Origin of the sequence: Dinoroseobacter sp. PD6 (genome assembly GCF_028807315.1) — a bacterium.
Classification (GTDB): Bacteria; Pseudomonadota; Alphaproteobacteria; order Rhodobacterales; family Rhodobacteraceae; genus Dinoroseobacter; species Dinoroseobacter shibae.
This window is the reverse complement of sequence record NZ_JARAMN010000005.1, coordinates 154,250-177,379: the sequence shown is the minus strand read 5'-3', so window position 1 is coordinate 177,379 and position 23,130 is coordinate 154,250. Positions and strand designations below refer to the sequence as shown.

General features: G+C 66.1%; 24 protein-coding genes. 16 read left to right on the top strand and 8 right to left on the bottom strand.

Annotation, left to right across the window (positions count from 1 at the left end; genetic code table 11):
* Positions 1 to 133: 133 nt before the first annotated feature.
* From PVW48_RS10985 to PVW48_RS10960, 6 genes are read left to right on the top strand one after another with little or no spacing between them, the layout of a single operon-like run.
* On the top strand, positions 134 to 1,873 hold the full coding sequence (locus PVW48_RS10985) for a type I secretion system permease/ATPase (RefSeq protein ID WP_274581365.1): 1,740 nt from the start codon (positions 134 to 136) through the stop codon (positions 1,871 to 1,873).
* Entirely contained in the window at positions 1,870 to 3,177 is a 1,308-nt protein-coding gene (locus tag PVW48_RS10980; protein ID WP_012176820.1) for an HlyD family type I secretion periplasmic adaptor subunit, read from the top strand. The genes PVW48_RS10985 and PVW48_RS10980 overlap by 4 nt, the downstream gene beginning before the upstream one ends.
* Positions 3,178 to 3,199: 22 nt before the next feature.
* Positions 3,200 to 3,667: a RidA family protein gene (locus tag PVW48_RS10975; RefSeq protein WP_274581364.1), complete on the top strand. Its 468-nt coding sequence runs from the start codon at positions 3,200 to 3,202 to the stop codon at positions 3,665 to 3,667.
* Positions 3,664 to 4,437: a glycerophosphodiester phosphodiesterase family protein gene (locus tag PVW48_RS10970; RefSeq protein WP_274581363.1), complete on the top strand. Its 774-nt coding sequence runs from the start codon at positions 3,664 to 3,666 to the stop codon at positions 4,435 to 4,437. The genes PVW48_RS10975 and PVW48_RS10970 overlap by 4 nt, the downstream gene beginning before the upstream one ends.
* A gap of 50 nt (positions 4,438 to 4,487) precedes the next feature.
* Positions 4,488 to 5,714, top strand: a complete 1,227-nt coding sequence (locus PVW48_RS10965) for a GNAT family N-acetyltransferase (protein ID WP_274581362.1) — start codon at positions 4,488 to 4,490, stop codon at positions 5,712 to 5,714.
* Positions 5,714 to 6,007, top strand: a complete 294-nt coding sequence (locus PVW48_RS10960) for a 4a-hydroxytetrahydrobiopterin dehydratase (protein WP_012176816.1) — start codon at positions 5,714 to 5,716, stop codon at positions 6,005 to 6,007. The genes PVW48_RS10965 and PVW48_RS10960 overlap by 1 nt, the downstream gene beginning before the upstream one ends.
* Here the strand turns inward: PVW48_RS10960 and PVW48_RS10955 are convergent.
* The 4 genes from PVW48_RS10955 to PVW48_RS10940 all read right to left on the bottom strand — a co-directional run bounded on the left by PVW48_RS10955 (position 6,004) and on the right by PVW48_RS10940 (position 10,268).
* Positions 6,004 to 6,963: a Hint domain-containing protein gene (locus PVW48_RS10955; protein ID WP_274581361.1), complete on the bottom strand. Its 960-nt coding sequence runs from the start codon at positions 6,961 to 6,963 to the stop codon at positions 6,004 to 6,006. The genes PVW48_RS10960 and PVW48_RS10955 overlap by 4 nt on opposite strands.
* 102 nt (positions 6,964 to 7,065) lie before the next feature.
* On the bottom strand, positions 7,066 to 8,334 hold the full coding sequence (locus PVW48_RS10950) for a bifunctional folylpolyglutamate synthase/dihydrofolate synthase (RefSeq protein ID WP_274581360.1): 1,269 nt from the start codon (positions 8,332 to 8,334) through the stop codon (positions 7,066 to 7,068).
* A gap of 4 nt (positions 8,335 to 8,338) precedes the next feature.
* Positions 8,339 to 9,301 (bottom strand): acetyl-CoA carboxylase, carboxyltransferase subunit beta, encoded by a 963-nt coding sequence (accD, locus tag PVW48_RS10945; protein ID WP_012176813.1) that lies wholly within the window; start codon positions 9,299 to 9,301, stop codon positions 8,339 to 8,341.
* 64 nt (positions 9,302 to 9,365) lie between these two features.
* Positions 9,366 to 10,268 carry a CPBP family intramembrane glutamic endopeptidase gene (locus PVW48_RS10940; RefSeq protein ID WP_274581359.1) on the bottom strand — a complete coding sequence of 301 codons (903 nt, stop codon included), beginning with the start codon at positions 10,266 to 10,268 and terminating at the stop codon, positions 9,366 to 9,368.
* Positions 10,269 to 10,411: 143 nt separating this feature from the next.
* Here PVW48_RS10940 and ilvD point away from each other — a divergent pair, with 143 nt between their 5' ends.
* From ilvD to PVW48_RS10905, 7 genes are all read left to right on the top strand, one after another.
* Complete coding sequence (gene ilvD, locus PVW48_RS10935) at positions 10,412 to 12,145, top strand: dihydroxy-acid dehydratase (RefSeq protein ID WP_274581358.1); 1,734 nt, start codon at positions 10,412 to 10,414, stop codon at positions 12,143 to 12,145.
* Positions 12,117 to 12,776, top strand: coding sequence for a hypothetical protein (locus PVW48_RS10930; RefSeq protein WP_274581357.1), 660 nt, complete (start codon positions 12,117 to 12,119; stop codon positions 12,774 to 12,776). The genes ilvD and PVW48_RS10930 overlap by 29 nt, the downstream gene beginning before the upstream one ends.
* Before the next feature lie 145 nt (positions 12,777 to 12,921).
* Positions 12,922 to 13,665, top strand: coding sequence for a DUF6478 family protein (locus PVW48_RS10925; protein WP_274581356.1), 744 nt, complete (start codon positions 12,922 to 12,924; stop codon positions 13,663 to 13,665).
* Positions 13,662 to 14,078 carry a hypothetical protein gene (locus tag PVW48_RS10920; RefSeq protein WP_274581355.1) on the top strand — a complete coding sequence of 139 codons (417 nt, stop codon included), beginning with the start codon at positions 13,662 to 13,664 and terminating at the stop codon, positions 14,076 to 14,078. The genes PVW48_RS10925 and PVW48_RS10920 overlap by 4 nt, the downstream gene beginning before the upstream one ends.
* A gap of 103 nt (positions 14,079 to 14,181) precedes the next feature.
* Positions 14,182 to 16,200 (top strand): oxidoreductase, encoded by a 2,019-nt coding sequence (locus tag PVW48_RS10915; RefSeq protein ID WP_274581354.1) that lies wholly within the window; start codon positions 14,182 to 14,184, stop codon positions 16,198 to 16,200.
* Positions 16,201 to 16,238: 38 nt separating this feature from the next.
* Positions 16,239 to 16,823: a type 1 glutamine amidotransferase domain-containing protein gene (locus PVW48_RS10910; protein WP_274581353.1), complete on the top strand. Its 585-nt coding sequence runs from the start codon at positions 16,239 to 16,241 to the stop codon at positions 16,821 to 16,823.
* Positions 16,824 to 16,968: 145 nt separating this feature from the next.
* On the top strand, positions 16,969 to 17,877 hold the full coding sequence (locus PVW48_RS10905; protein WP_274581352.1) for a LysR family transcriptional regulator: 909 nt from the start codon (positions 16,969 to 16,971) through the stop codon (positions 17,875 to 17,877).
* Positions 17,878 to 17,884: 7 nt separating this feature from the next.
* Here the strand turns inward: PVW48_RS10905 and PVW48_RS10900 are convergent, their stop codons facing one another.
* Genes PVW48_RS10900 through PVW48_RS10885 form a run of 4 tightly spaced genes read right to left on the bottom strand, consistent with a single transcriptional unit; the run spans position 17,885 to position 20,836 of the window.
* Positions 17,885 to 18,817: an OmpA family protein gene (locus PVW48_RS10900; RefSeq protein ID WP_274581351.1), complete on the bottom strand. Its 933-nt coding sequence runs from the start codon at positions 18,815 to 18,817 to the stop codon at positions 17,885 to 17,887.
* A complete protein-coding gene (locus PVW48_RS10895; RefSeq protein ID WP_274581350.1) occupies positions 18,814 to 19,389 on the bottom strand; it encodes a peroxidase-related enzyme in 576 nt (191 codons plus the stop codon). Before PVW48_RS10895 ends, PVW48_RS10900 begins: the two co-directional genes overlap by 4 nt.
* Complete coding sequence (locus PVW48_RS10890) at positions 19,386 to 20,111, bottom strand: GNAT family N-acetyltransferase (RefSeq protein WP_274581349.1); 726 nt, start codon at positions 20,109 to 20,111, stop codon at positions 19,386 to 19,388. Before PVW48_RS10890 ends, PVW48_RS10895 begins: the two co-directional genes overlap by 4 nt.
* Positions 20,108 to 20,836 (bottom strand): competence/damage-inducible protein A, encoded by a 729-nt coding sequence (locus PVW48_RS10885; protein WP_274581348.1) that lies wholly within the window; start codon positions 20,834 to 20,836, stop codon positions 20,108 to 20,110. Before PVW48_RS10885 ends, PVW48_RS10890 begins: the two co-directional genes overlap by 4 nt.
* 48 nt (positions 20,837 to 20,884) lie before the next feature.
* Between PVW48_RS10885 and sfsA the strand changes: the two genes are divergently transcribed.
* From sfsA to PVW48_RS10870, 3 genes are all read left to right on the top strand, one after another.
* On the top strand, positions 20,885 to 21,619 hold the full coding sequence (gene sfsA, locus PVW48_RS10880) for a DNA/RNA nuclease SfsA (protein WP_274581347.1): 735 nt from the start codon (positions 20,885 to 20,887) through the stop codon (positions 21,617 to 21,619).
* Positions 21,620 to 21,665: 46 nt separating this feature from the next.
* Positions 21,666 to 22,481: a type I methionyl aminopeptidase gene (map, locus tag PVW48_RS10875; protein ID WP_012176799.1), complete on the top strand. Its 816-nt coding sequence runs from the start codon at positions 21,666 to 21,668 to the stop codon at positions 22,479 to 22,481.
* A gap of 69 nt (positions 22,482 to 22,550) precedes the next feature.
* A complete protein-coding gene (locus PVW48_RS10870) occupies positions 22,551 to 23,045 on the top strand; it encodes a hypothetical protein (RefSeq protein ID WP_274581346.1) in 495 nt (164 codons plus the stop codon).
* Positions 23,046 to 23,130 lie beyond the last annotated feature (85 nt).

Genomic DNA, 23,130 nt, shown 5'->3' with positions numbered 1-23,130 from the left:
GACTCGGGCAGCGTCGTGACGTACATATGGAAACTACAGCATTTATAGAACCCACGTTAAACAAGTGGCGTTAAGAATCGGCGCAGCCTCGCCAGTTCGGCGCGCACAGACACATACGGAGACAGGGATCGCCATGGCGCCACGCACCTCCCCGAACGCGGGCAAGGGGCTCGAAGAACTGGGTGCGATCCGTCGCGCCAACATGCCGTTGTTCGCCTGGGTCTTCGTGTTCTCGATCTTCGTGAACGCCCTGATGCTGACCGGGCCGCTCTACATGTTGCAGGTCTACGACCGGGTTCTGGGCAGCCAGTCGGAAGAGACCCTGCTGGCGCTGTCGGTACTGGTCGCGTTTCTGTTTTTGATGATGGGGATCCTGGACTGGGCCCGCGGGCGCGTGTTGGCGCGGGCCGGGGCGCGCATGCAGGACACCCTAGACCAACGGGTGTTTTCGGCGTCGTTGCGCAAATCTTTGCGCCAGGGGCAGACCACGGCGGCGACCGGGTTGCGCGACCTGGAGTCGATGCAGCGACTGTTGTCTTCGCCGGCTCTTCTGGCGGTGTTCGACATTCCGTGGACACCGCTCTTCGTGGCCGCGATCTTCATGTTTCACCCCTGGTTGGGCTATCTCGCCCTGGTGGGCGGGACATTCCTGATCCTGGTGACGGTGCTGAACCAATGGCTGACAAGTCGCCCGGTGAGCAAGGCGAACGAGGCCTCGGCCCGCGCCGAGATGATGTCGCAGCAACTGGCCGGGGGCGCGGAAACCGTCGAATCGCTCGGCATGCGCGGCGCGGCCTTCACACGCTGGAGCAAGGTGCGCGCGGAGTCCCTGTCGGAGACGCTGACATCCTCGGACCGGACCGGCGGCTTTTCTACCCTGACCAAGACATTCCGGCTGTTCCTGCAATCGGCGATGCTCGGGCTTGGCGCATATCTCGTCTTGCAGCAGCAATTGACCGCCGGGGCGATGATCGCAGGCTCGATCCTGATGGGCCGGGCCCTGGCGCCGATCGAGATGGCGATCGGACAATGGCCGCTGGTGCAGCGGGCGATGAAGGGACGGCGCGACCTGATCGAGTTGCTGGATGCCATCCCGCCCGACCCGGAGCGGACCCCCCTGCCCAAACCGAAGGCGCGGTTGGTGGTGGAGCAGCTGATCGTGGTGCCCCCGGGCGAAGCGCAAGCGGCCCTGCGGAGTGTGAGCTTCACGGTCTCGCCCGGGGAGGCCTGCGGGGTGATCGGGCAATCGGGCGCGGGCAAATCGACCCTGGCGCGGGCGCTGACCGGCATCTGGCCCGTGGCGGGCGGCAAGATCCGGCTCGATGGCGCGGCGCTGGACCAGTTCGGCCCGGATGTGCTGGGCACCCATATCGGCTACCTGCCGCAACAGGTTGTGCTCTTCGACGGTACCATTGCCGAGAACATCGCCCGGCTGGCCCCGCAGCCCGATGCCCAGGCGGTGGTGGATGCCGCCAAGCGTGCGGACGCCCACGAGATGATCCTGAAGCTGCCCAATGGCTATGACACGATGTTGCTCGGCAGCCAGACCCGGCTCTCGGGCGGGCAGATGCAGCGGATCGGCCTGGCGCGCGCACTCTACGGAGATCCGGTGCTCCTCGTGCTGGACGAGCCGAACTCGAACCTCGACAACTCCGGCAGCCAGGCCTTGAATGCGGCCGTGGCGCGGATGAAAAAGGATGGCAAGGCGGTGCTGATCATGGCCCACCGGCCCGCAGCGATCGAGCAATGCGATACGCTTCTGGTGCTGGAGGGTGGCTCGCGCAAGGCTTTCGGGCCACGGGACGAGGTGCTGAAATCCATGGTGTCCAACCACAAGGAAATCCTGAAGAAAGCCGCTGGAGGCGTGTCATGACCGGACCCGCAGCCAAGAAATTTCCCGCCCGACGGCAGCTCTTGATAGGTGGGATTGCCCTCGCGATTCTGGTCGGCGGCTTCGGCAGCTGGTCAGTGATGGCCAATATCGCCGGCGCGATCATCGCCCCCGGTCAGATCGAGGTGGACCAGAACCGCCAGGTGGTTCAGCACCCCGATGGCGGCGTGGTCCAACGCATCGCCGTGGACGAGGGCGATACGGTGGCGACCGGCGACCTGCTGATCCAGCTCGATCCGACGCTGTTGCAAACCGACCTCTCGATCGTCGAAGGACAATTGTTCGAACTGATGGCACGGCGGGCGCTGCTCGTGGCCGAGCGCGACGGTCAGGAGGAGGTGATCTTCGACGAGGAACTCCTGCTGGTTTCGGCGACCAGCCCGGAGGTCGCGGATGTCATGGACGGCCAGCGGCGCCTGTTCGAGGCGCGCAACACCTCCGTCGAAACCGAAACCGAGCAGCTGACCCGGCGCCGGGCCCAGATCGGCAACCAGATCGAGGGGATCGAGGCCCAGCAGACCGCCCTGACCCAGCAACTCGACCTGATCGAGCAGGAACTTGCGGATCAGCAGAGCCTGCTCGACCGTGGCCTGGCCCAGGCCTCGCGGGTGCTGTCGCTGCAGCGGGAGCAAGCGCGGCTGTTGGGGTCGGTGGGCGAGTTGACCGCCTCCAAGGCTGAGTTCGAGGGGCGACAGACCGAAATCGACATCGAAATCCTGAAACTGTCGACTTCGCGCCGGGAGGAGGCGATTTCCCGACTGCGCGACACGCAAGCCCAGGAATCGGAGCTCAAGCAGCAGCGACAGGCCTTGCGCGAACGGCTCAGTCGTCTCGATATCCGCGCGCCACTCGGGGGGATCGTCTATGACCTGTCGGTCTTTGCCGAACGCTCGGTAATCCGCCCGGCGGAACCGGTGCTCTATATCGTGCCGCAGGACCGACCCTTGATCATCACCAGCCGGGTCAATCCGATCAACGTGGACGAGGTCTATGTGGGCCAGGAGGTGAACCTGCGGTTTTCGGCCTTCGACCAGCGGCTGACACCGGAGTTGAAGGGCAAGGTCGTGAGCGTCTCGCCGGATGCCTTCGTGGACGAGGCGACCGGCGCTTCCTTCTACCGGGTGGAAACCGCGCCGCAGGAAGGCGAAATGGAGAAGCTGGAAGGGCTCGACCTGATCCCCGGCATGCCGGTAGAAGCATTCATCCGCACCGCGGACCGCACGCCGATCGAGTATTTCGTCAAACCGCTGAGCGATTATTTCAACCGCGCCTTCCGGGAAGGCTGAGCGCGGGACAAGAGGGGGAACGATGTCTGGAAAATTCGAAACGCGCCTGGCCGAGCTTGGGGTGAGCTTGCCCGACGCGGCCGCGCCTGCGGCGAACTACGTGCCATTCGTGATCGTCGGGAACATGGTGCATGTCTCCGGGCAACTGCCCGCGGCCGACGGGAACATGGTGCTCGGAAAGCTGGGGGCGGACCTTGACGTCGACGCGGGTGCGGCCGCGGCCAGGCGTTGCGCGATCAATCTGCTGGCCCAGGTCAAGGCGGCCTGCGGCGGGGATCTCGACCGGCTGGAGCGGGTGGTGAAGCTGGTAGGCTTCGTCAACTCGACCCCCGATTTCGGAGATCAGCCCAAGGTGGTCAATGGCGCGTCGGATTTCATGGTCGAGGCGCTCGGCGACACCGGACGCCATGCGCGCTCGGCGGTCAGTGCCGCGGCCCTGCCCTTCGGCGTGGCCGTCGAGATCGAGGGCCTGTTCCAGATCCGCCCATGACCCCGCCCCTGCCTTGGGCCTTCGTGACCCGGCCCCTGGCCCATCGCGGGCTCCACGACCCGACAACCGCGCGGATCGAGAACAGTCGTGCGGCCATAGAGGCGGCGATGCAGGCTGGCTACGGCATCGAGATCGACGTGCAATTGACCGCGGATGGCGCGGCGCTGGTCTTCCACGATGCTGAGCTTGACCGGCTGACGGGCGAGACCGGACCTGTGCGCGCGCGCTCCCTCGCGGCGCTGCAGGCGATCCGACTGCGGGGGGCCGCAGACGGGCCGCCGGAACTGTCCGAAGTGGTGGCCCATGTGGGTGGGCGCGTGCCGCTCCTGATCGAGTTGAAAGACCAGTCCGGCAGTCTTGGCCCCGAGAGCGAGGCGCTGGCCGCGGCGGTCGCGGGCGCGATCGGCGCGGCGACGGACAACATCGCGGTGATGTCGTTCAACCCACACACCGTCCAGCATCTCGCGCGGCTCCTGCCTTCGGTGCCGCGGGGTTTGACGACCATGGACTTCTGCAGGGAAAACACGCTCAGCCCCGAACAACAGGTCCGGCTGAACGCCATCGCGACCTTCGACGCGGTCGGCGCGAGCTTCATCAGCCACGATCGTCGCAGCCTCGACATGGACGCGGTGACCCGGCTGCGGCACCGCGGTGTGCCTGTTCTGACCTGGACCATCACCAGCCCGGCGGAGGCGCGCGAGGCCCTGCAGGCTGCCGACAACATCACCTTCGAGGGGTTCCTGCCGCCGCGGCCCGTGCCGGAGGCTTGACCCGCGACGCGCCGGGGCCATTTGTGCAGGGCGACCTTGTGGAGCCTGCGATGATCCCCGACCCCCTGCCCGACCCGGACCGCGCGGCAGCGCGCGAGACCCAGATCGAGATTTCGGTCGTGGGGCGTCTGGACGAGATCGGGGCCGCGGACTGGGACGCCTGCGCCTGCCCGGAGGTCGCGGATGGCGGGCGTCCGGATGACCCTTTCACGACCTATCGGTTTCTGCATGCGCTGGAGGCGTCAGGCTCCGTCGGGGCAGGGAGCGGCTGGGGCCCGCGTTACCTAGTGGCGCGCACGGAGGATCAGGTGATCGCGGTCGCACCGCTTTATGCCAAGTCCCACAGCCAGGGCGAGTTCATCTTCGATCACAACTGGGCCCATGCCTATGAGCGGGCAGGCGGGCGGTACTATCCCAAGCTGCAGATCGCGGTCCCTTTTACCCCGGCCACGGGGCGGCGGCTCCTGGTGCGACCAGGTTACGAGGGGATCGGGCAATCGGCACTCGTCCAGGGCGCGGTCCAGGTGGCCGCGGAGGCGGAAGTCAGCTCGCTGCACATCACCTTCTGCACCGAGGCGGAGGCGGAGGCCGAAGCCGGGGCCGCGATGGGGCTCATGCACCGGGTGTCGCAGCAGTTTCATTGGGTGAACCGGGGTTATGCGGATTTCGACGGGTTTCTTGCGGACCTGTCGTCGCGCAAGCGCAAGAACATCCGCAAGGAACGGCAGACGGCCCATGCGTTCGGCGGCGAGATCCAACAGATCACCGGCGACGATTTGCGGCCCGACCACTGGGACGCGTTCTGGGTGTTCTACCAGGACACGGGCGCGCGCAAATGGGGCACACCTTACCTCACGCGGCGTTTTTTCGACATCGCCCAGGAAACCCTGCGCGACGACATGATGCTGGTACTGGCCCATCGCGCGGGGCGGCCCGTGGCCGGGGCGCTGAACTTCGTCGGGCGCGATGCGCTTTACGGGCGCTACTGGGGCTGTGTCGAGGATCACCCCTGCCTGCATTTCGAGGCGTGCTATTACCAGGCGATCGAGTTCGCGATTGCCCATGGTCTCGGCACGGTGGAGGCCGGGGCGCAGGGCGCGCACAAGCTGGCGCGCGGCTACCTGCCGGCACAGACCCATTCGCTGCACTGGGTGCGCGACCAAGGGTTTGCCGAGGCGATCCAGCGTTATCTGGAGGCCGAGAAGGATGCCGTGGGCGAGGAAATTGAAGTGATGACGAGCTATGGCCCGTTCAAGAAAACACTGTCGGAGGATTGATGGCACAGAAACTGGATGACAGCACACGGGACGAGCACCTTGCGCCGTTGATGCGCGCGGGCTGGGAGATGGTCGAGGGGCGCGACGCGATCAAGAAGACCTTCGTGTTCGGCGACTTCACCGAGGCGTTCGCCTTCATGACCGGCACAGCCCTTTGGGCAGAGAAATGGGACCATCACCCGGAATGGAGCAACGTCTACAAGACCGTCGAAGTGACGCTGACCACCCATGACGTGGGCGGTTTGTCGGAGTTGGATATCAAGCTTGCCAGCAAGATGGACAACCTCGCCTAGGCCGCCATCGCGGCATGCGCGCCGCGGCCGATGACCAGCTTTGCTGCAACCGCGGCCTCATGGGCGCGCAACACGCGGCGGGCGCAGGGGCCGAAACCGGCATCAAGGTCTGCCAGCTGCGGGAAAAAGCCCAAGAGCTCGTCTCGCGCGGCATCGCCAAAGCCCGCGAGACCGGCCATGCCGGGATGAAAGCTCTCGCTCGGGATCCCCTCGGCATAGACGATCTCGTGCCGTGCAAATAGCAGGTGGATATAGGTCACGCGCGCGCGTGGCGCCTGTACCACGCTGTGGCCATTGACGAGGTGCAGGGCGGCGGCAAGGACCTCAGCCTCTTCGAAGAGGAGTAAGAGGCGGGGATCCGACAGCAGCATCCGATGCTGGGGGGATACGTAGAGCGGGCGGTCGGATCCCAGGGCGTCGGGCGAGAAGCGGATCGGCGCCAGGGCCTCGCTGCCCGGAAGGGTCCTGCGCCCGACCCAGAGCACGGGCTGCGCCCCGTGGTCCCGCGTCTGCACAAGATCCCCGGGGCGCAAGGTTTCGACCGGCACGACCCCTTCGGGGGTCAGGATACGCGTTCCCGCGACGAAACAAGGGGCGGTGATCTGCTTGACAGGCACATCGGTGCTCTCCAGCACCCATTTGCAGCCCGTGGACTTGGCATCCTGCAATTGGGTGCCATCGGTGGCCATGAAGACCTGCGACCCGTCTTCGAGGTAGAAGGTCACACCATAGACCCACTGCTCGCCTTCGCCGGAATCGAAGCCGATCCAGTCGCCGAGATAGGATTCCAGAACTTCCGACCCGTTGACGACATCCCCCGGACCGATGTCGCCATCCTGATCCTTGTCTACGAGGTGCAGTTCGACCAGTTTCAGTTCCGTGCCCTCGGGCAGGTAATAGGCATCCTTGGGCCAGCCCAGGCTGGTATAGGTGTGATCGCCGCCAGAGTTTGCCACGACAGAAGCCCCGATAGGTCATGCCCGCTGCATGTTCGGGGTTCGTTCTAATCCCTTCGTGGTGTAGGTCTGGTTAATGACCGCCCTTTGGGTGCGGTTGGTTCAACCATGCTCGCGCAGGACCGACCCGGCGAGGTAGAGCGAGCCACAGATTATAACCCGCGCGGCCGGGGTTTCGGCAGCGATGGCGGCAAGGGCGGCCGCGACCGTGTCAGCCTCGACGCTGCGCAGGCCGAGGGCGGTAGCCTCGGCGGCGGTTTCGGAAGCGCTGAGAGTGGCGGCCTCGCCAGGGATGGAAACGGCGTGCAGGGCTTCGGCAAAGCCCGCAAGGGGGCGGAGGAACCCGGCCACATCTTTCGTACGGAGCATACCGCAGATCAGATAGGTGGGCCGGTCCGGCAGCCCGGCGAGCGTCGCAGCCAGTGCGGCCCCTGCCGCCGGGTTGTGCCCGCCGTCGAGCCAGAGCTCGACCTCCGGCGCGAGCTCCACCAAGGGCCCATGGCGCAGCCGCTGCATCCGCGCGGGCCATTGAGCCTTGGTCAGCGCGGGCTCCGGATCGCCGGTGCCGAGCGCGCGCAGGGCGGCAAGCGCCATGCCTGCATTCTCGATCTGGTGGGGTCCCGGCAGGACCGGCAGGGGGAGGTCCAGAAGCCCGGTTTCGTCCTGGTAGACCAACCGTTCATGCTCCACGCTCACATGCCAGTGCTGCCCATGGGCGCGCAGTGGCGCGCCGACACGGGCGGCGCGATCCTCGATCACCTCCAGCGCGGCGTCCTGTTGTGGGCCGACCACGCAGGTCACGCCGCGTTTCAGGATGCCCGCCTTCTCGCCCGCGATCTCGGGCAGGGTGTCGCCCAAAAACTGCTGGTGATCGTAGGACACCGGCGTGATGACGCAGAGCGCGGGCGTGTCGATCACGTTGGTCGCATCGAGCCGCCCGCCGAGGCCGACCTCCAGCAGGGTCCAGTCGGCGGGCGTGCGGGCGAAGGCCAGAAGAGCCGCGACGGTCGTGATCTCGAAATAGGTGATGGGCGCGCCACCATTGGCGGTCTCGCATTCCGCCAGAAGGGCGGCGAGATCAGGCTCGGAAATCAGGTCCCCGGCCAGACGGATGCGCTCGTGAAACCGTGCGAGATGCGGCGAGGTATAAGCGTGACAGGTCTGCCCCGCCCCTTCCAGCCCCGCGCGGATCATCGCCAGCGTCGAGCCCTTGCCATTGGTGCCCGCGATATGGACCACGGGCGGCAAGCGTCGTTCAGGGTGATCGAGCGTCGCCAGCAGGCGCCAGACCCGGTCGAGGGTCAGGTCGATGATCTTGGGGTGAAGCGTCATCAGACGCTCCAGCAGCAGGTCGGAGCCGGGCGCGTTCACCGTGTCACGACCGTCCTGCGCCGGGCTTGTCCTGCGCAGGTGCGCTCGGGGCCGCCTTCTGGGGCTCCGGCGTCGCGGGCGCGGGATCGGGCGCCGGAAGGTCACCGACAATGGCCGGCCCGAGACCCAGCAGCATGCGGGTGATGCGGATCAACTCGTCGCGCAGTTTCATCCGGTGGGTCACCCGATCGAGCATCCCGTGATCCAGCAGGTATTCCGCGCGCTGGAAGCCCTCGGGCAGTTTCTCGCGGATCGTCTGCTCGATCACCCGGGGGCCCGCGAAGCAGATCAGCGCATTGGGCTCGGCGATTTGAACATCGCCCAGCATGGCATAGGATGCGGTCACCCCGCCCGTGGTCGGGTGGGTGAGAACGACGATGTAAGGCAGTCCCGCTTCCTTGAGCATCTGCACGGCCACGGTGGTGCGGGGCATCTGCATCAGGCTGAGAATGCCTTCCTGCATGCGCGCCCCACCCGCAGCCGAAAACAGGATCAACGGACGCTTCAGCGCCACCGCCCGTTCGGCCGCGGCGATGATCGCATTGCCCACATACATCCCCATGGAGCCGCCCATGAAGCTGAAATCCTGGGCCGCGGCGACGATGGGGGTGCGGCCGATCTCGCCTTCGGCTACCAGCATCGCCTCGGGCTCGCCCGTTGCTTTCACGGCGCTCTTCATCCGCTCGGGATACTTCTTCTGATCCTTGAACTGGAGCGGGTCGGCGATGGGTGCGGGCACCTTCACCTCGGAAAACACACCGCCGTCGAACAGCGCCTCGAAGCGCTGGCGCGGGGTGATCGCCATGTGGTGATCGCAGCTGATACAGACGAACAGGTTGTCCGACAGTTCCCGGTGAAACAGCATGGTTCCGCATTCAGGGCATTTGCGCCACAGGTTCTCCGGCACTTCCCGCCGCGAAAACAACGAGTTGATCGTGGGGCGGACGTAGTTGGAAATCCAGTTCATGGGCGCGATTGTCCTGGGGCTATGCGATTGGGTTCGAGATAATCGCCGCGGCGCGGAAATGCAATCAGCGGGTCACGACCCAGCGGATTGCGAGATAGAAGAGAAGCGTCAGCGCCATGTCCTGCCACAGCAGCACGCTGATCTCGGCGGTGTCCGAAATCGCAAGCTCGGTGGTGTAGAGCGACAGGCCCGGGATCGTGCCCTGCACCGATACCCCGAGGATCGCCATGCAGTTATTGGCGAAATGCATCCCCCAGGCCGCGCCGATATTGCCGGTCAGCCGGGTCAGATCCGCCGCCATCAGCCCGAAGATCCCCGCCGCCAAGGCCACCTGCAAAGCCGTGTCGCCGGCCGTGGTCGGGTCGTAATGAGCCGCGCCGAAGAGAACACTGGGCAGCAACATCCAGACCAGCGGGCTGGAGAACCGCGCCGCGAGTTGCTGTTGCAGGTAGCCGCGAAAGAGCATCTCTTCCGCGCCGGTCTGCAGCGCGATCATCAGCAGGGCCAGGGGCAGGAACGACACCCAGATGCCCAAAGGCAGGTTCGGCAGGATCTCCATGCCCGGCAGGAAGAGCAGCAGCGAAAGGCCCATGCCCGCCAGGGTGATCACGCTCGCACGGCGGAAGTCGCGCGACGTCGGCTCCCACGCGCCGATCACGCTCCCGAGAGGGCGGCGGTGGACCAGCCGCAAGCAGGCCCAGAGGCCCAGCACGAGCCCACCAAAAGTCGCCAGCAGCAGGAGCGTCGCCGTGGGTCCGGCAGCGGTCTGCACCCGCAGCAGCCATTGGGCCGCGGCGCCCTCGCCGCCGATCAGCCCGATGGCACCGAAGATCCCCATGAGCGACGCGGCATAGATCCCGATCACCAGGACACATCCCAGCACGAACCATCCCAGCCCCGCGCGGCGGCGTGCGGGCTCGGTGAAATGGTCGAACTCTGGGGTCCAAAGGGACCGGGAAAGGGACATCGGGCGTCTCCGGGGTTGCGCGCGCGGACGCTAGGGGCTGCATGGGCAGAGAACAACCGCCATGTTCCGCGCGCCCCTGCGACCGCTTGTACCCGCGAAGCCGAGCGCGTATCAGATGAGCCAGTTGCCAGGAGATCCATGTCATGCTCAAGCGTCCGTTCGACAAGTCCAAGCTGCCCAGCCGTCACGTCACCGAAGGCCCCTCGCGCGCGCCGCATCGGTCCTATTACTATGCCATGGGCATGACCGAGGAAGAGATCCACCAGCCGCTGGTCGGGGTCGCCACATGCTGGAACGAGGCCGCGCCCTGCAACATCGCGCTCAGCCGCCAGGCCCAGGCGGTGAAGATGGGGGTCAAGCAGGCCTCCGGCACGCCGCGGGAATTCACCACGATCACCGTGACCGACGGGATCGCCATGGGCCATGAGGGCATGCGGTCCTCGCTGGCCTCCCGCGAGGCGATTGCCGATACGGTCGAATTGACCATGCGCGGCCATTGCTATGACGCGATTGTGGGTCTTGCGGGCTGCGACAAGTCTCTGCCGGGGATGATGATGGCCATGGTGCGGCTCAACGTGCCGTCGGTTTTCATTTATGGCGGCTCGATCCTGCCGGGTCGGCTGAACGGCGAGGACGTGACGGTTCAGGACGTGTTCGAGGCCGTGGGCAAGCACCAGGCCGGGAACTACACCGATGCAGAGTTGGAAGTGCTGGAACGGGTGGCCTGTCCGTCCGCAGGGGCCTGTGGCGGTCAGTTCACCGCCAATACCATGGCCTGCGTGTCCGAGGCGATCGGTCTGGCGCTACCGAATTCCGCGGGCGCACCCGCGCCCTACGAAAGCCGCGACCAGTATGGCGAGGCGTCGGGCCGCGCGGTCATGGACCTGATCGAGAAAGGCATCCGCGCGCGGGACATCGTGACCCGGAAGTCGCTGGAGAATGCCGCGCGGATCGTGGCCTGCACCGGCGGGTCGACGAATGCCGGTCTGCACCTGCCTGCGATTGCCCATGAGGCCGGGATCGAATTCACCTTGCAGGATGTCTGCGACATCTTCCGAGACACGCCCTATTTCGTGGACCTCAAGCCGGGCGGCAAATACGTCGCCAAGGACATGTACGAAGCGGGTGGTGTACCCGTGGTGATGCGCGAGCTGCGCCGCGCGGGCCTGATCCACGAGGATTGCATGACCGTGACCGGCTACTCCATCGGCGAGGAGCTCGACAAGGTCACGCTCGAAGCCGATGGCCGGGTGATCTATCCGGTCGACACGCCACTCTCTACCACGGGCGGGGTTGTCGGGCTCGAGGGTAACCTGGCGCCCGAAGGTGCCATCGTGAAGATCGCGGGCATGAGCGACGACCAGTTGGTCTTCACCGGCCCGGCGCGCGTGTTCGAGTGCGAAGAGGACGCCTTCGAGGCGGTTCAGAACCGCGCCTACGAGGAAGGCGACGTCTTCGTGATCCGCAACGAGGGTCCCGCAGGCGGCCCCGGCATGCGCGAGATGCTGGCCACCACGGCGGCGCTCTCGGGTCAGGGCATGGGCAAGAAGGTGGCGCTGATCACCGATGGCCGGTTCTCCGGGGCCACGCGCGGCTTCTGCGTCGGCCATGTGGGCCCCGAAGCGGCCCATGGCGGCCCCATCGCGATGCTCAAGGACGGCGACATGATCACCATCGACGCGCTGAAGGGCGAGCTGTCCGTCGCGCTGAGCGAGGATGAGCTTGCCGCGCGAAAAGATGCCTGGAGCGGCCCGCGGGAGACGATCTATGCCTCGGGTGCGTTGTGGAAATATGCGCAGCTGGTTGGCGGCGCACGCCTGGGGGCAGTCACCCATCCCGGAGCCAAGGATGAAAAACACATCTACGCCGATCTCTGAAATCGGGCGCCGCATGCTGGCGGGGCTTGCCCTGCTGGCGCTCGCGGGCTGCGCGGAGTTGGACGGGCTCGGACTGGCCGGCGGGCCGGTTCCGCCGGAGGCAACCGTCACCGTCTCGCGCAGCGCCGTGACGATCTCGGGGCCGCGGGGGTTCTGCGTGGACCCATCCGCGACCAAGGATCGGGATGGGCAGGCCTTCGTGCTGCTGGGCAATTGTGCCGCGATCACCCGGTCGGGGGCGGCGCCTCAGCCGCGCATCCGCGCACTCCTGACCGCGGCGGTCCGAGAGACCGAGGCGATCGAAGTCGCCGAGCAAGCCCCTCTGCTGGAAGCCTTTCTGCGCTCCGATAACGGGCGGGCGATGCTCAGCCGCGAGAGCGATCCCGCAACCGTCGATATCCTGGAAAGTTTCCAGCAGGGCGATGTGCTTTATGTCCATGCCCGGGATGACAGCGCAGGCTATGCGCCTGGCATGTCCTCCGACCACTGGCGCGCGATCTTCGATCTGGACGGGCGCGTGGTCTCCGTGGCGGTGCTTGGCTTCGAGGCCAATCCCCTGTCGCGGGCAGAGGGCTTGCGCGCCGTGCGGGAGTTTGCCGCGCGAATCCAGAGGGATAATCCGGCGCTGTGACGCCGATACCCTTAACCGTATTTCAAAACGCTTGTTGCATGACGGATCGGGCGTAGGATTTCGCGGGCGTGTCACCTTCGAGCTGACAGTGCGCCCTCAAGGAAACAGGGAGACCGCAATGATGTTGCGCAGGTTGAACGCGTGGATGTCAGGCGGCGGCGAGCGGGCCGCCCCTCCGGAATGGCAGGACGTGATGGCGCCGCCCGCCGGGTGCGACCGCAGTGTCGAGGTGCAGCAGCGCGATGCCGCCCGCCGCGCCCGCGCCCGGGCCGATGCGGAGGCCCGCGAGGCCGAGGCCCGGTTGCGGCAGACCCAGCGCCCCCGGCCCGACTTGCCCACGGGGGCTGTCTGGGCCCAGCGCCCGACGGCCTGGCACCAGGCGACAGAAGATCCGATCCGCATCGGCCCGGCCAACGGCACCCGGATCACACCGGACCTGACGCTGTTTCACGACTGCCCGAAGGCCGAAATGATCCTGCGCCAGTCCCTCGCACCGGCCAGCGCCCCCGCGCCCTTCGCGCTGATCCTCGACACCCTGCATTTCGAAGGCAGCTTCCTGTCCCTGGTGACCGGCCTGCCGGACAGCGAAGCCGCCGCGCTCAGCGACCGCGACGTTCTGCGGATCGAGTTGAGGCTGGAGGCTTCGGCGCCGACGAAGCTTTATGGTCGTCTGAACATGGAGCAGGGGCCGAACACCGCCCAGATGCTGTCGGAATTCTCTGCGCCCGAAAGTGGAACATGTCATGCCGCCTTCGATCTGGCCTATGGCGATTTGCGCGCGCAGCCGGTAGATCATGCGTGGATCGACCTGATCGTGGAGCGCCCGGCCATGTTGCGGCTGACCTTGCATGACGTCTTGCTGTCCCGATATCCGCGGGCCGAAATGTGACCGAGACCGCATCGGGCGCAGCCTCGACCCCGTTCGAACTCGTGAAGACCCGGTTTCAGGGCGGGCTGTGGGAAGGCCGTCTTACGGCACGTGCGCAGGCCGCCGGGGCGCCCGCCCTGCGGCTGATCCAGGACGGGACCGATCACCCGGTCCCGAGGGTCACGGCCGTGGCGGGCGCGCCCAACGCCTGGGACGTGAGGTTCGCCATCCCTGTCTCGGCCCTTGGCGAGGGGGTCAGCGTTTTCCTGGTAACCGATGCGGAAACGGGCGCCGTGCTGGCCCGTGTGCCCCTGCTCGCCGGGGAGGACCTGGCCGATGACCTGCGCGCGGAAGTCGCCCTGCTGCGCGCGGAGTTGGATCAGTTGCGCAGGGCTTTCCAGGCCGCGATGCGGGCGCGACTGCCCGATGACTGACAGCCGCCCTCGGGCGCGGATCGACTGACGCAGCGTAGCGGATGACAAGCCGCGCGGGCGGCGGCAGTCTGCGCGCCAAAGCCCACGCCACCGGAGACACGCCATGACCGCCTATCCGAACCTGCTGCGCCCGTTGGAGCTCGGCCATACGACCCTGCGCAACCGGGTGTTGATGGGGTCCATGCATACCGGGTTGGAAGAGACGCGGGATTGGAACCGGGTGGCCGAGTTCTATGCCGCCCGGGCGCGGGGCGGCGCGGCGCTGATGGTCACTGGCGGCATGGCACCGAACCCGGAAGGCGGCGTGTTTCCGGGTGCCGCGGGGCTCTATACGCCGGAGGACATCGCCAATCATCGGGTGGTGACGGACCGGGTTCATGACGCGGACGGCAAGATCGCCATGCAGATCCTGCATGCGGGGCGATATGCCTACAGCCCCAATTGCGTTGCGCCCTCGGCGGTGAAATCCCCGATATCGCCCTTCGCACCACGCGAACTGGACGAGGCTGGCATCGAAAAGCAGATCGCCGATATCGTCACTGCGGCCGCCCGGGCGCGCGAGGCCGGCTATGACGGGGTGGAGGTGATGGGATCGGAGGGATATTTCCTCAATCAGTTTCTCGTCACCCACACCAACCGACGCGAGGACCGTTGGGGCGGGCCTTACGAGAACCGGATGCGCCTGCCGGTGGAGGTCGTCCGGAGGGTACGCGCGGCGGTGGGCGACGATTTCATCGTGATCTACCGGCTGAGCATGATCGACCTGATCCCGAACGGGTCCACCTGGGATGAGGTGGTGCAACTTGCCCACGCGATTGAGGGCGCGGGCGCGTCGATCCTGAACACCGGGATCGGCTGGCACGAGGCGCGGATCCCGACCATCGCCACTTCGGTGCCGCGCAAGGCGTTTGCCTGGGTGACGCGCAAGCTGATGGGCGAGGTCGGCATCCCCGTGATCACCTCGAATCGAATCAACACGCCGGAAATCGCGGAAGAGGTACTTGCCGAGGGTTGCGCCGACATGGTGTCGATGGCGCGACCCTTCCTCGCGGATCCGGATTTCGTGGCCAAGGCCGCCGCCGGGCGCGCGGCGACCATCGCGCCCTGCATCGCCTGCAACCAGGCGTGCCTCGATCATACGTTTTCCGGCAAGCTCAGTTCCTGCCTGGTGAACCCGCGCGCCTGCCACGAGACCGAGCTGCGCTATGAACCGACCGAGACCCCGCGCCGGATCGCCGTGGTGGGCGCCGGTCCCGGCGGGCTGTCGGCGGCCCTGGTCGCGGCGGAGCGGGGCCATGCGGTCACGCTTTTTGACCGGGCGGACCGGATCGGCGGACAGCTCAACATGGCGCGCCAGATCCCCGGCAAGGAGGAATTCCACGGCCTCGTGGACTGGTACGAGACCATGGTGGCCGAGCGCGGCATTGCGTTGCGCCTGAACACCGACGCCACACCCGAGACCGTCGCGGGGTTCGACGAGGTGATCGTCGCCACGGGTGTGCTGCCCCGTGACCCTGGCATCCCCGGGCAGGACGCCCCCAACGTGCTGTCCTATATCGACGTGTTGCGCCGCAAGGCACCGGTCGGGGACCGAGTGGCGATCGTCGGCGCCGGGGGCATCGGCTTCGACGTGGCGGAATACCTGGCCCATAAAGGCGAGAGCCCGACCGAGGTTCCCGAGCTTTGGCGCCGGGAGTGGGGCGTCGCGGACCCCGAGGACATTCGCGGCGGCCTCGCCGCCGAGGGGCCGCAACCCATTCCGAGCCCCCGACAGATCACCCTGCTGCAACGCAAGGCAGAGAAACTCGGCAAGCGACTGGGCAAGACCACGGGCTGGATCCACCGCGCCAGTTTGCAGATGAAGGGTGTCAGGATGCTCGGCGGGGTGCAGTACGAAGGGATCGGTCCGGAGGGACTGCGCATCCTGCGGGACGGAACCCCGGAGACCCTGGAGGTGGACACCATCGTGCTCTGCGCCGGGCAGGTGCCTGAACGCAGCCTCGCCGATGCACTGAGCGCGCGCGGTGTTCCAGTCCACGTGATCGGCGGCGCGGATGTGGCCTCCGAACTCGATGCGAAACGGGCCATCGACCAGGGCGCGAGGCTGGCGGCAGCACTCTGAATGGAACAGGGGCCTCTCCCGGCTCGTTGACAATATGAATGGACACGAGACGGGAGACCGACATGACCGAAATCACCAAGGCACGCATTCTCATCATCGCCACCCACGGCTTCGAGCAATCGGAACTGGAGGTGCCCCGGGACAAGCTGCGCGATGCCGGGGCACAGGTCCATGTGGCCAGCCCCGACGGCAACGGAATCAAGGGGTGGGACGGCGACGGCTGGGGCCGGATGGCCGAGGTCGACCTGCGGATCGAGGACGCGGACTCCACCCAATATGACGCGCTGGTGCTGCCCGGCGGGCAGATCAACCCGGACATCCTGCGCCTTGACCCGGCGGCTATTGCCCTGATCCAGGCGTTCCGCGACCGGGACCGGCCCGTTGCCGCGATTTGCCACGCGCCCTGGCTGCTGATCGAGGCGGGGCTGGTGGCCGGGCGCGAGGTGACCTCCTGGCCCTCCTTGCGCACGGATCTGGCCAATGCCGGGGCACAGGTGGTGGATGTGCCCGTGGCGCGCGACCGCGGGCTGATCACATCGCGAAATCCCGATGATCTCGACGCCTTCGTCGCAGCGATCATCGAAGAGGTAGAGAAGGGTCAGATTCGGGCTGACGCAGCCTGACCCGTTGATCTTCTGTTCGCCGGATTACTTTGAACCGGCGAACAAAACCCCTTTGCTTTCCCGATAATGTCCGCTGTTTGGCCCAATCCTGCCTGAATTGTCGCTGATACCTGACCAGTGTGTTGCCAGGTGTCAGGATAGTGAAATGGATCGACTTACGGAAATGGAAGCCTTCGCCACGGTGGTGGACCAAGGCGGGTTCACGGACGCGGCGCGCAAGATGGGGATCTCGAAATCCGCCGTGTCGAAGCATGTCTCCTCTCTGGAGGCCCGCCTCGGTGCGCGGCTTCTCAACCGGACCACCCGGCGCGTCAGCCCCACGGAAATCGGGCTGGCCTATTACGACCGGGCCCGGCGTGTTCTGAACGACGCGGGCGAGGCGGATGCCATGGTCAATGCCATGCAATCGGAACCCAACGGTCTTCTGCGGATCTCGGTTGCCACGGATTTCGGAGTGAAGCACCTGTCGCCGGTCCTCGCCGGGTTCTTGCACCAGTTTCCCGAAATTCAGATCAACATGATGCTGAACAACCGCTACGTGGAGCTGATCTCTGAAGGCTTCGACCTCGCCCTGCGGGTGGGCGATCTGGAGGACAGCACCTTGCGCGCGCGCAAGCTGGCCACCACGTCGAAGCGGATGATCGCGGCACCCAGCTATCTTGAGAAATTCGGACATCCCAAGCGGATCGACGATCTGAGCGATCACAAGCTGTTGCATTACTCGAACCAGTCATCGGGGAACCTGTGGAAGATCACGGCACCATCCGGCGAAAAACGGCAGGTGCGGACCGGGGGATGGTTGACGGTCAATGACGGGCAATCCCTGCTGAACGCGGCCAAAACCGGGCTGGGGATCGCATATCTTCCGAGTTTCCTGTTCGAAGACGCCTTGGGTCGTGGCGATGTGGTCGAGGTGCTGCCCGACCTGCCCTATGACGATCTGGGCATCTATGCGGTCTATCCGCCGGGCCGGTTCACCCAGCCCAAGGTCCGAGCCTTCATCGACTTCCTGGTGCGCGAATTCTCGGCTGAAAAACAGGCGATGTCGGCCTGAGCGCGGCTCAGGGTTGGGTCAGCACCGCCTCGACCCGCCGGTTGGCGCGCCGCCCTTCCTCGGTCCGATTGGTGGCGCGCGGGGCGAGGTAACCGACCCCTTCGGCCCGCAATCGCTCCGACGCGACGCCGTAGTCCGCTACCAACCGGTTGCGCACAGCCTCGGCCCTCCGCATGGACAGGGCCAAATTCGCATCAATGGAGCCCTCGGCATCGGTATGGCCGACCAGGGCGATCACCAGATCCGGGTTTTCGGTCAGAAACCCTGCCAGCGCGGTCAGGGACGGGTATTGCCCGTTTTCCAGCGTGGCATTGCCCGTGGCAAAACGCAGATCCTCCAACACCACGCGACCCTGGGACAGAAGCAGGTCGGCCAGCGGGCGCGCGATGTCTCCGGACCGGGCCAGGGCGGCCCCCGGGACTTGTACTTTCGCGGTCGTGTCCAGATCGAGCGCGATCTCCGTCGGGGTGATCTCGGTCAGTTGCACATAGCCCAGGCTTCGAGTTTCGCTGACCAGGATCACTGCGTAATGGCCGGTGCCACTATTCCGCGCGCTCAGGTAGCCGTAGCGCCCGAGATCGACCATCATCTGCGGCGGGCCGACATCCTCCACCGCGAAGCGGAAGTCGTAGCCTCCACAACCACGCGCCGTACAATCCAGCAGCACTTCGTACCCGGCCTCATCCAACTGCGCGCGAAGGCTCGCCAACAAAACAGCGAGCGTTTGAGGCGGCGACAGGTGCCAGACCCGGTGGCGCAGCGTGCCCTCGACCTGCCGCAACGGAACGGTGCCCGCCTTGGCCGGACCCGTGGGCAAGGCGTAGCGGGCCGCCGGGACGCTGGCGTCATGGGCCTGCATCGCGCCATCCGGCAAGGCCAGCTCCAGCGCATGGGCGCTTCCGGCAAGCCAGGCCAGGGCGAGCCCGGCCCAGAGCTTCACCGATGGGCCCCGTGGTATTCCGGGTTCGGGCGCATCTCGACGCCGGAGGCCAGGCGATTGGTCATGTTGAAAAACCCGGTTACGGCAGAGATGTCCCAGATGTCCCGATCGGTGAACCCATGCTCCCGGAGCCGGGCACGGTCCGTCTCGGTCACCTTGGCGCTGGCCTCGGTCAGGGCCACGGCATAGTCGAGCATCGCCATGGTCCGGGGCGACAGGTCGGCGACGCGGTAGTTCATCACCATCTGCTCGCCCAGTTCGGGGTTTCCCGACAGCTCCCGCACCGCCGCGCCGTGGGCCACCTGGCAGTAATAGCAGCGGTTGACCGACGAGACGACGACCGCGATCAGTTCACGCTCCAGCTTGGTCAGGCCCGACTCCGCCAGCATCAGGTCGTTATAGAGCGCGGCGAAAGTGTTGAGCTTGTCGATATCGAAGGCATAGGCGCGCAGGACATTGGGCACGAGACCAAGCTTCTCTTCGCAGATCGCGAAATACTTGGCGGTCTCGGGGGGCAACGGATCCACCTGCGGCAGGTTCAGCGCGGTCACAAGGTCAGGTGTATCGGTCACGGCGTCTCCGTCCAGTTGGGGTCTCGGCGATAGTGGTAGTGTTCCACAGGGACCATCCCGAGGGAAGTGAAGACACCTTGCGAGGCGGCGTTGTCGGCCACGGTCAGGATGGCAAAACGGGTGGCACCGTGGCGGCGTGCCCAATCCGCGCCCCCGCGCGCCATGTTGCGGGCGGTGCCCATGCGACGGAGGGCGGGGGAAACCTCCACCGCATGCATCACGGCGATGCCGGCATGAATGGCCACGAAGGCGCAGCCCGCCGCACGGTCCTTCACGCGCCCCAGGATCGCGGTTTTCGGATCGCAGGACCCGGCCATGATCGCCAGACGCTCGGGACCGATGCCGCCCTCAGCCCAGATCTCCTGCATGATCTGCAGCGGGGGCCAGATGGGAAAGGCGCTGACCGGGGGCGGGCCGTCCCGGGCCACGGTGTCGATGGGGGCCTCCATCACGATGACCGGGTCGTTGACCTCGTATCCCGCGGCCTCCAGCGCCGCATCGAACGCGCGCTGCGCGCCGCGCACCATGAAGAGCGGGCGCTGGCCGAGTGCGCGCATGGCCTGGGCCGCGGCGGCGATCTCGGCGGGCTTGGGCACCTGGTCGGTGGTGGCGGCCGAGACCCGCTGGCCCCCGCCCTGCCCTTCGCGCAGGGTGAAGGGGCCCACCCGATGCAGCCGGGGTGCCGCCCAAGTGGCGTCAATCGCGTCCCAGATCCCGCTCATGCAGCATCCGGAAAGGTCACCCGCAGCGCCGCGACCGCCTTGGCAAGCGCGGACGCATCCGTCCCGCGCACCACAACATTCGCGCCGAAGACGCCATCCTTGATAAACGGGTACGACCCGAAGGAGAGGTCGGGGAACTCCGCCGCGAGCGCGCCAAGTGGCCCTGCAATCTCGCCCTCGGGACGGATCACGCGCAGGCTTTCGGACAGGACCGGCGCGCCGCCTGTCAGCGTGGGCAGGATCGAGGCGACCATGGCGCGGAAGACCGACGGCACCCCGGCCATCACGTGCACATTGCCCAGGGTGAAGCCGGGCGCAGCACTGACCGGGTTGTCGATCAGGGTCGCGCCCTCGGGGATACGCGCCATCCGCAACCGCGCCGCGTTCAGCTCGGTCCCGGATTTGGTATAATGCGCGGCCAGCAGCGCACGGGCATCCTCGCGCACGTCTATGGGCGCATCGAAGGCGGCTGCCACCGCGTCGGCGGTGATATCGTCATGGGTCGGCCCGATCCCGCCGGACGTGAACACATGGGTGTATTGCCTGCTCAGCTCCCGCACGGTGGCGGTGATGGTCGCGGCCTCGTCCGAGATCACCCGCGCCTCGGTCAGCGGGATGCCCTTGGCCGTCAGCTCCCCGGCCAGATGATGCATGTTCTTGTCCTGGGTGCGCCCGGACAGGATTTCGTCGCCGATGACGATCATCGCTGCTGTCGGTGTTGCCATGGCCTTACGTCCCTTGCCCTGCCCTTTGACCGGGTATAGGTCCGCGCCATGCGCTTTCAAACCCCTCTTGTGCCCGCCCGGCTGGTCCGGCGATACAACCGCTTTCTCAGTGACGCAGTGTTGGAGGACACCGGCGAAGAGGTCCGCGCCCATTGCCCCAATCCCGGCGCCATGCTGGGCCTGAAGGATGCAGGGCAGCGGATCTGGCTGGAGTCGAACGACGATCCGAAGAAGAAACTGCGCTATGGTTGGCGGCTGGTGGAACTGGCAGACGGGCACATGGCGGGGATCGACACCTCGGTGCCCAACAAGGTGGTGGGCGAGGCGCTGGCGGCGCGCGCGATCACCGAGTTGGCCGCCTACGGCACCATCCGGGCGGAGGTGAAATACGGCACCAACTCGCGCGTGGATTTCCTTGCGACCGAGCCGGGTCTTCCGGACACCTATGTGGAGGTCAAGAACGTCCATCTGCGCCGCGCAGAGGATTGGGCCGAGTTTCCCGACAGTGTGACCACCCGCGGCGCCAAGCATCTTGCCGAGCTTGCCCGCATGGTCGAAGCCGGTCACCGAGCGGTGATGCTCTACCTCGTGCAGCGCACGGATTGCACACGGCTACGCCTGGCGCCGGACCTGGACCCAAGCTATGCGCGCGCTTTCGACGCGGCCCGCGCGACTGGGGTCGAGATGCTGTGCTACGGCACGCTTATCGACACGGGCGGTGTAACGCTGGGCCAGGCATTACCGGTCGATCCGGCGGCGCAAGCGCCGCAGAACGAGGACTAGAAGCCCGCTGCGAAAGCCCTTATCTTACCGGGTGATGGAGACTTCAGTGAACGAACAGCCGCGCACGACCCTGACCAAGGATGGTATCCGCCTCTATGAGCGCGCGGATTTCGCAGGCATGCATACCGCGGGGAAACTGGCCGCACAGATCCTCGACGATATAGCGCCGCATGTGGTGCCCGGCGTGACCACCGGAGAGCTCGACCGGATCATCACAGAGCAGGTGGAGGCCGCCGGCGCAACCTCGGCCACCATCGGCTACAAGGGGTATCAGCACGGCTCGTGCATCTCGATCAACCACGTGGTCTGCCACGGCATCCCCGGAGAGAAGAAGCTCAAGGATGGCGACATCCTGAACATCGACGTGACAGTGATCGTGGATGGCTGGTTCGGGGATACCTCGCGCATGTACGTGGCCGGCAAGTTGAACCGCCGCGCCGAGCGTCTGATCGAGGTCACCCATGACGCGCTGATGGAGGGGATCAAGGCCGTGCGCCCCGGCAATACCTTCGGTGACATCGGCAACGCGATCCAGACCTTCGTGGAAAGCCACCGGATGTCCGTCGTGCGCGATTTCTGCGGCCACGGGCTGGGCCGGGTGTTCCATGCGCCGCCGAATGTCCTGCATTACGGACGCAAGGGGACGGGCCCTGTCCTTGAAGAGGGCATGTTCTTCACCATCGAGCCCATGGTCAACCTCGGTCGGCCCGAGACCAAGGTGCTCGCCGATGACTGGACCGCCGTGACGCGCGACAAGAGCCTCAGCGCGCAGTTCGAGCATTCCATCGGGGTGACCGCCGACGGGTGCGAGATCTTCACCCTGTCCCCGGGCGGCCTGTTCCACCCGACCTACAAAGCTTGATCGCCAGCGCTCCGCAGGTTTGCGCAAACCCGTGAGTAGGACCGCGGGGCTTGCCGTGCTGGAGTGTTCATGCTTGGCGTCGATGAGAAGGTCACCGCGGCACCGGGCATTCATAACTCCCAAAGACCCTTTTACGCCGCAATCATCACGATGCCGCCAGGGTCTTCCACCTACCAAACTTCGCTATCCGGCCTGCTCGAAAATGACCCTGTTTTTGGGATCGGCGGGGAAGCCGAGGCGTTGGAGTTCGGCACGGATCCTCTCAGAACCGGGCATTTCGCCCACACAGACCTGAAACAAAGTCCAGGCAACCGAGACCTTTTCGGGCGCAGTCCGCGCCCGACTGATCAAACGTCCATCCATCGGTGCGCTTCCCAGGGCAGCAAGACTCAAGGACGCGATCACATCCGAGAAAAGGCAGGTATTTCGAGGCGGGTGCTCCTCAGAAAAATCGCGAGGCTTCCTGCACCCTATTCGACCGCGCCTTTTCGGTTTACGCTGTTTTCGACCGCAGATTTCGGTTCGAGGGCAGACGGCAGCCTTTTGGAAGGCGACAACCCGTGATTGAGGCGCCAACGGGTCCGACCGCTGGCAAGTCTCGCCTCCGACGGTCACCCGGGACACCACCACCGCTCATGGCAAGCGAATC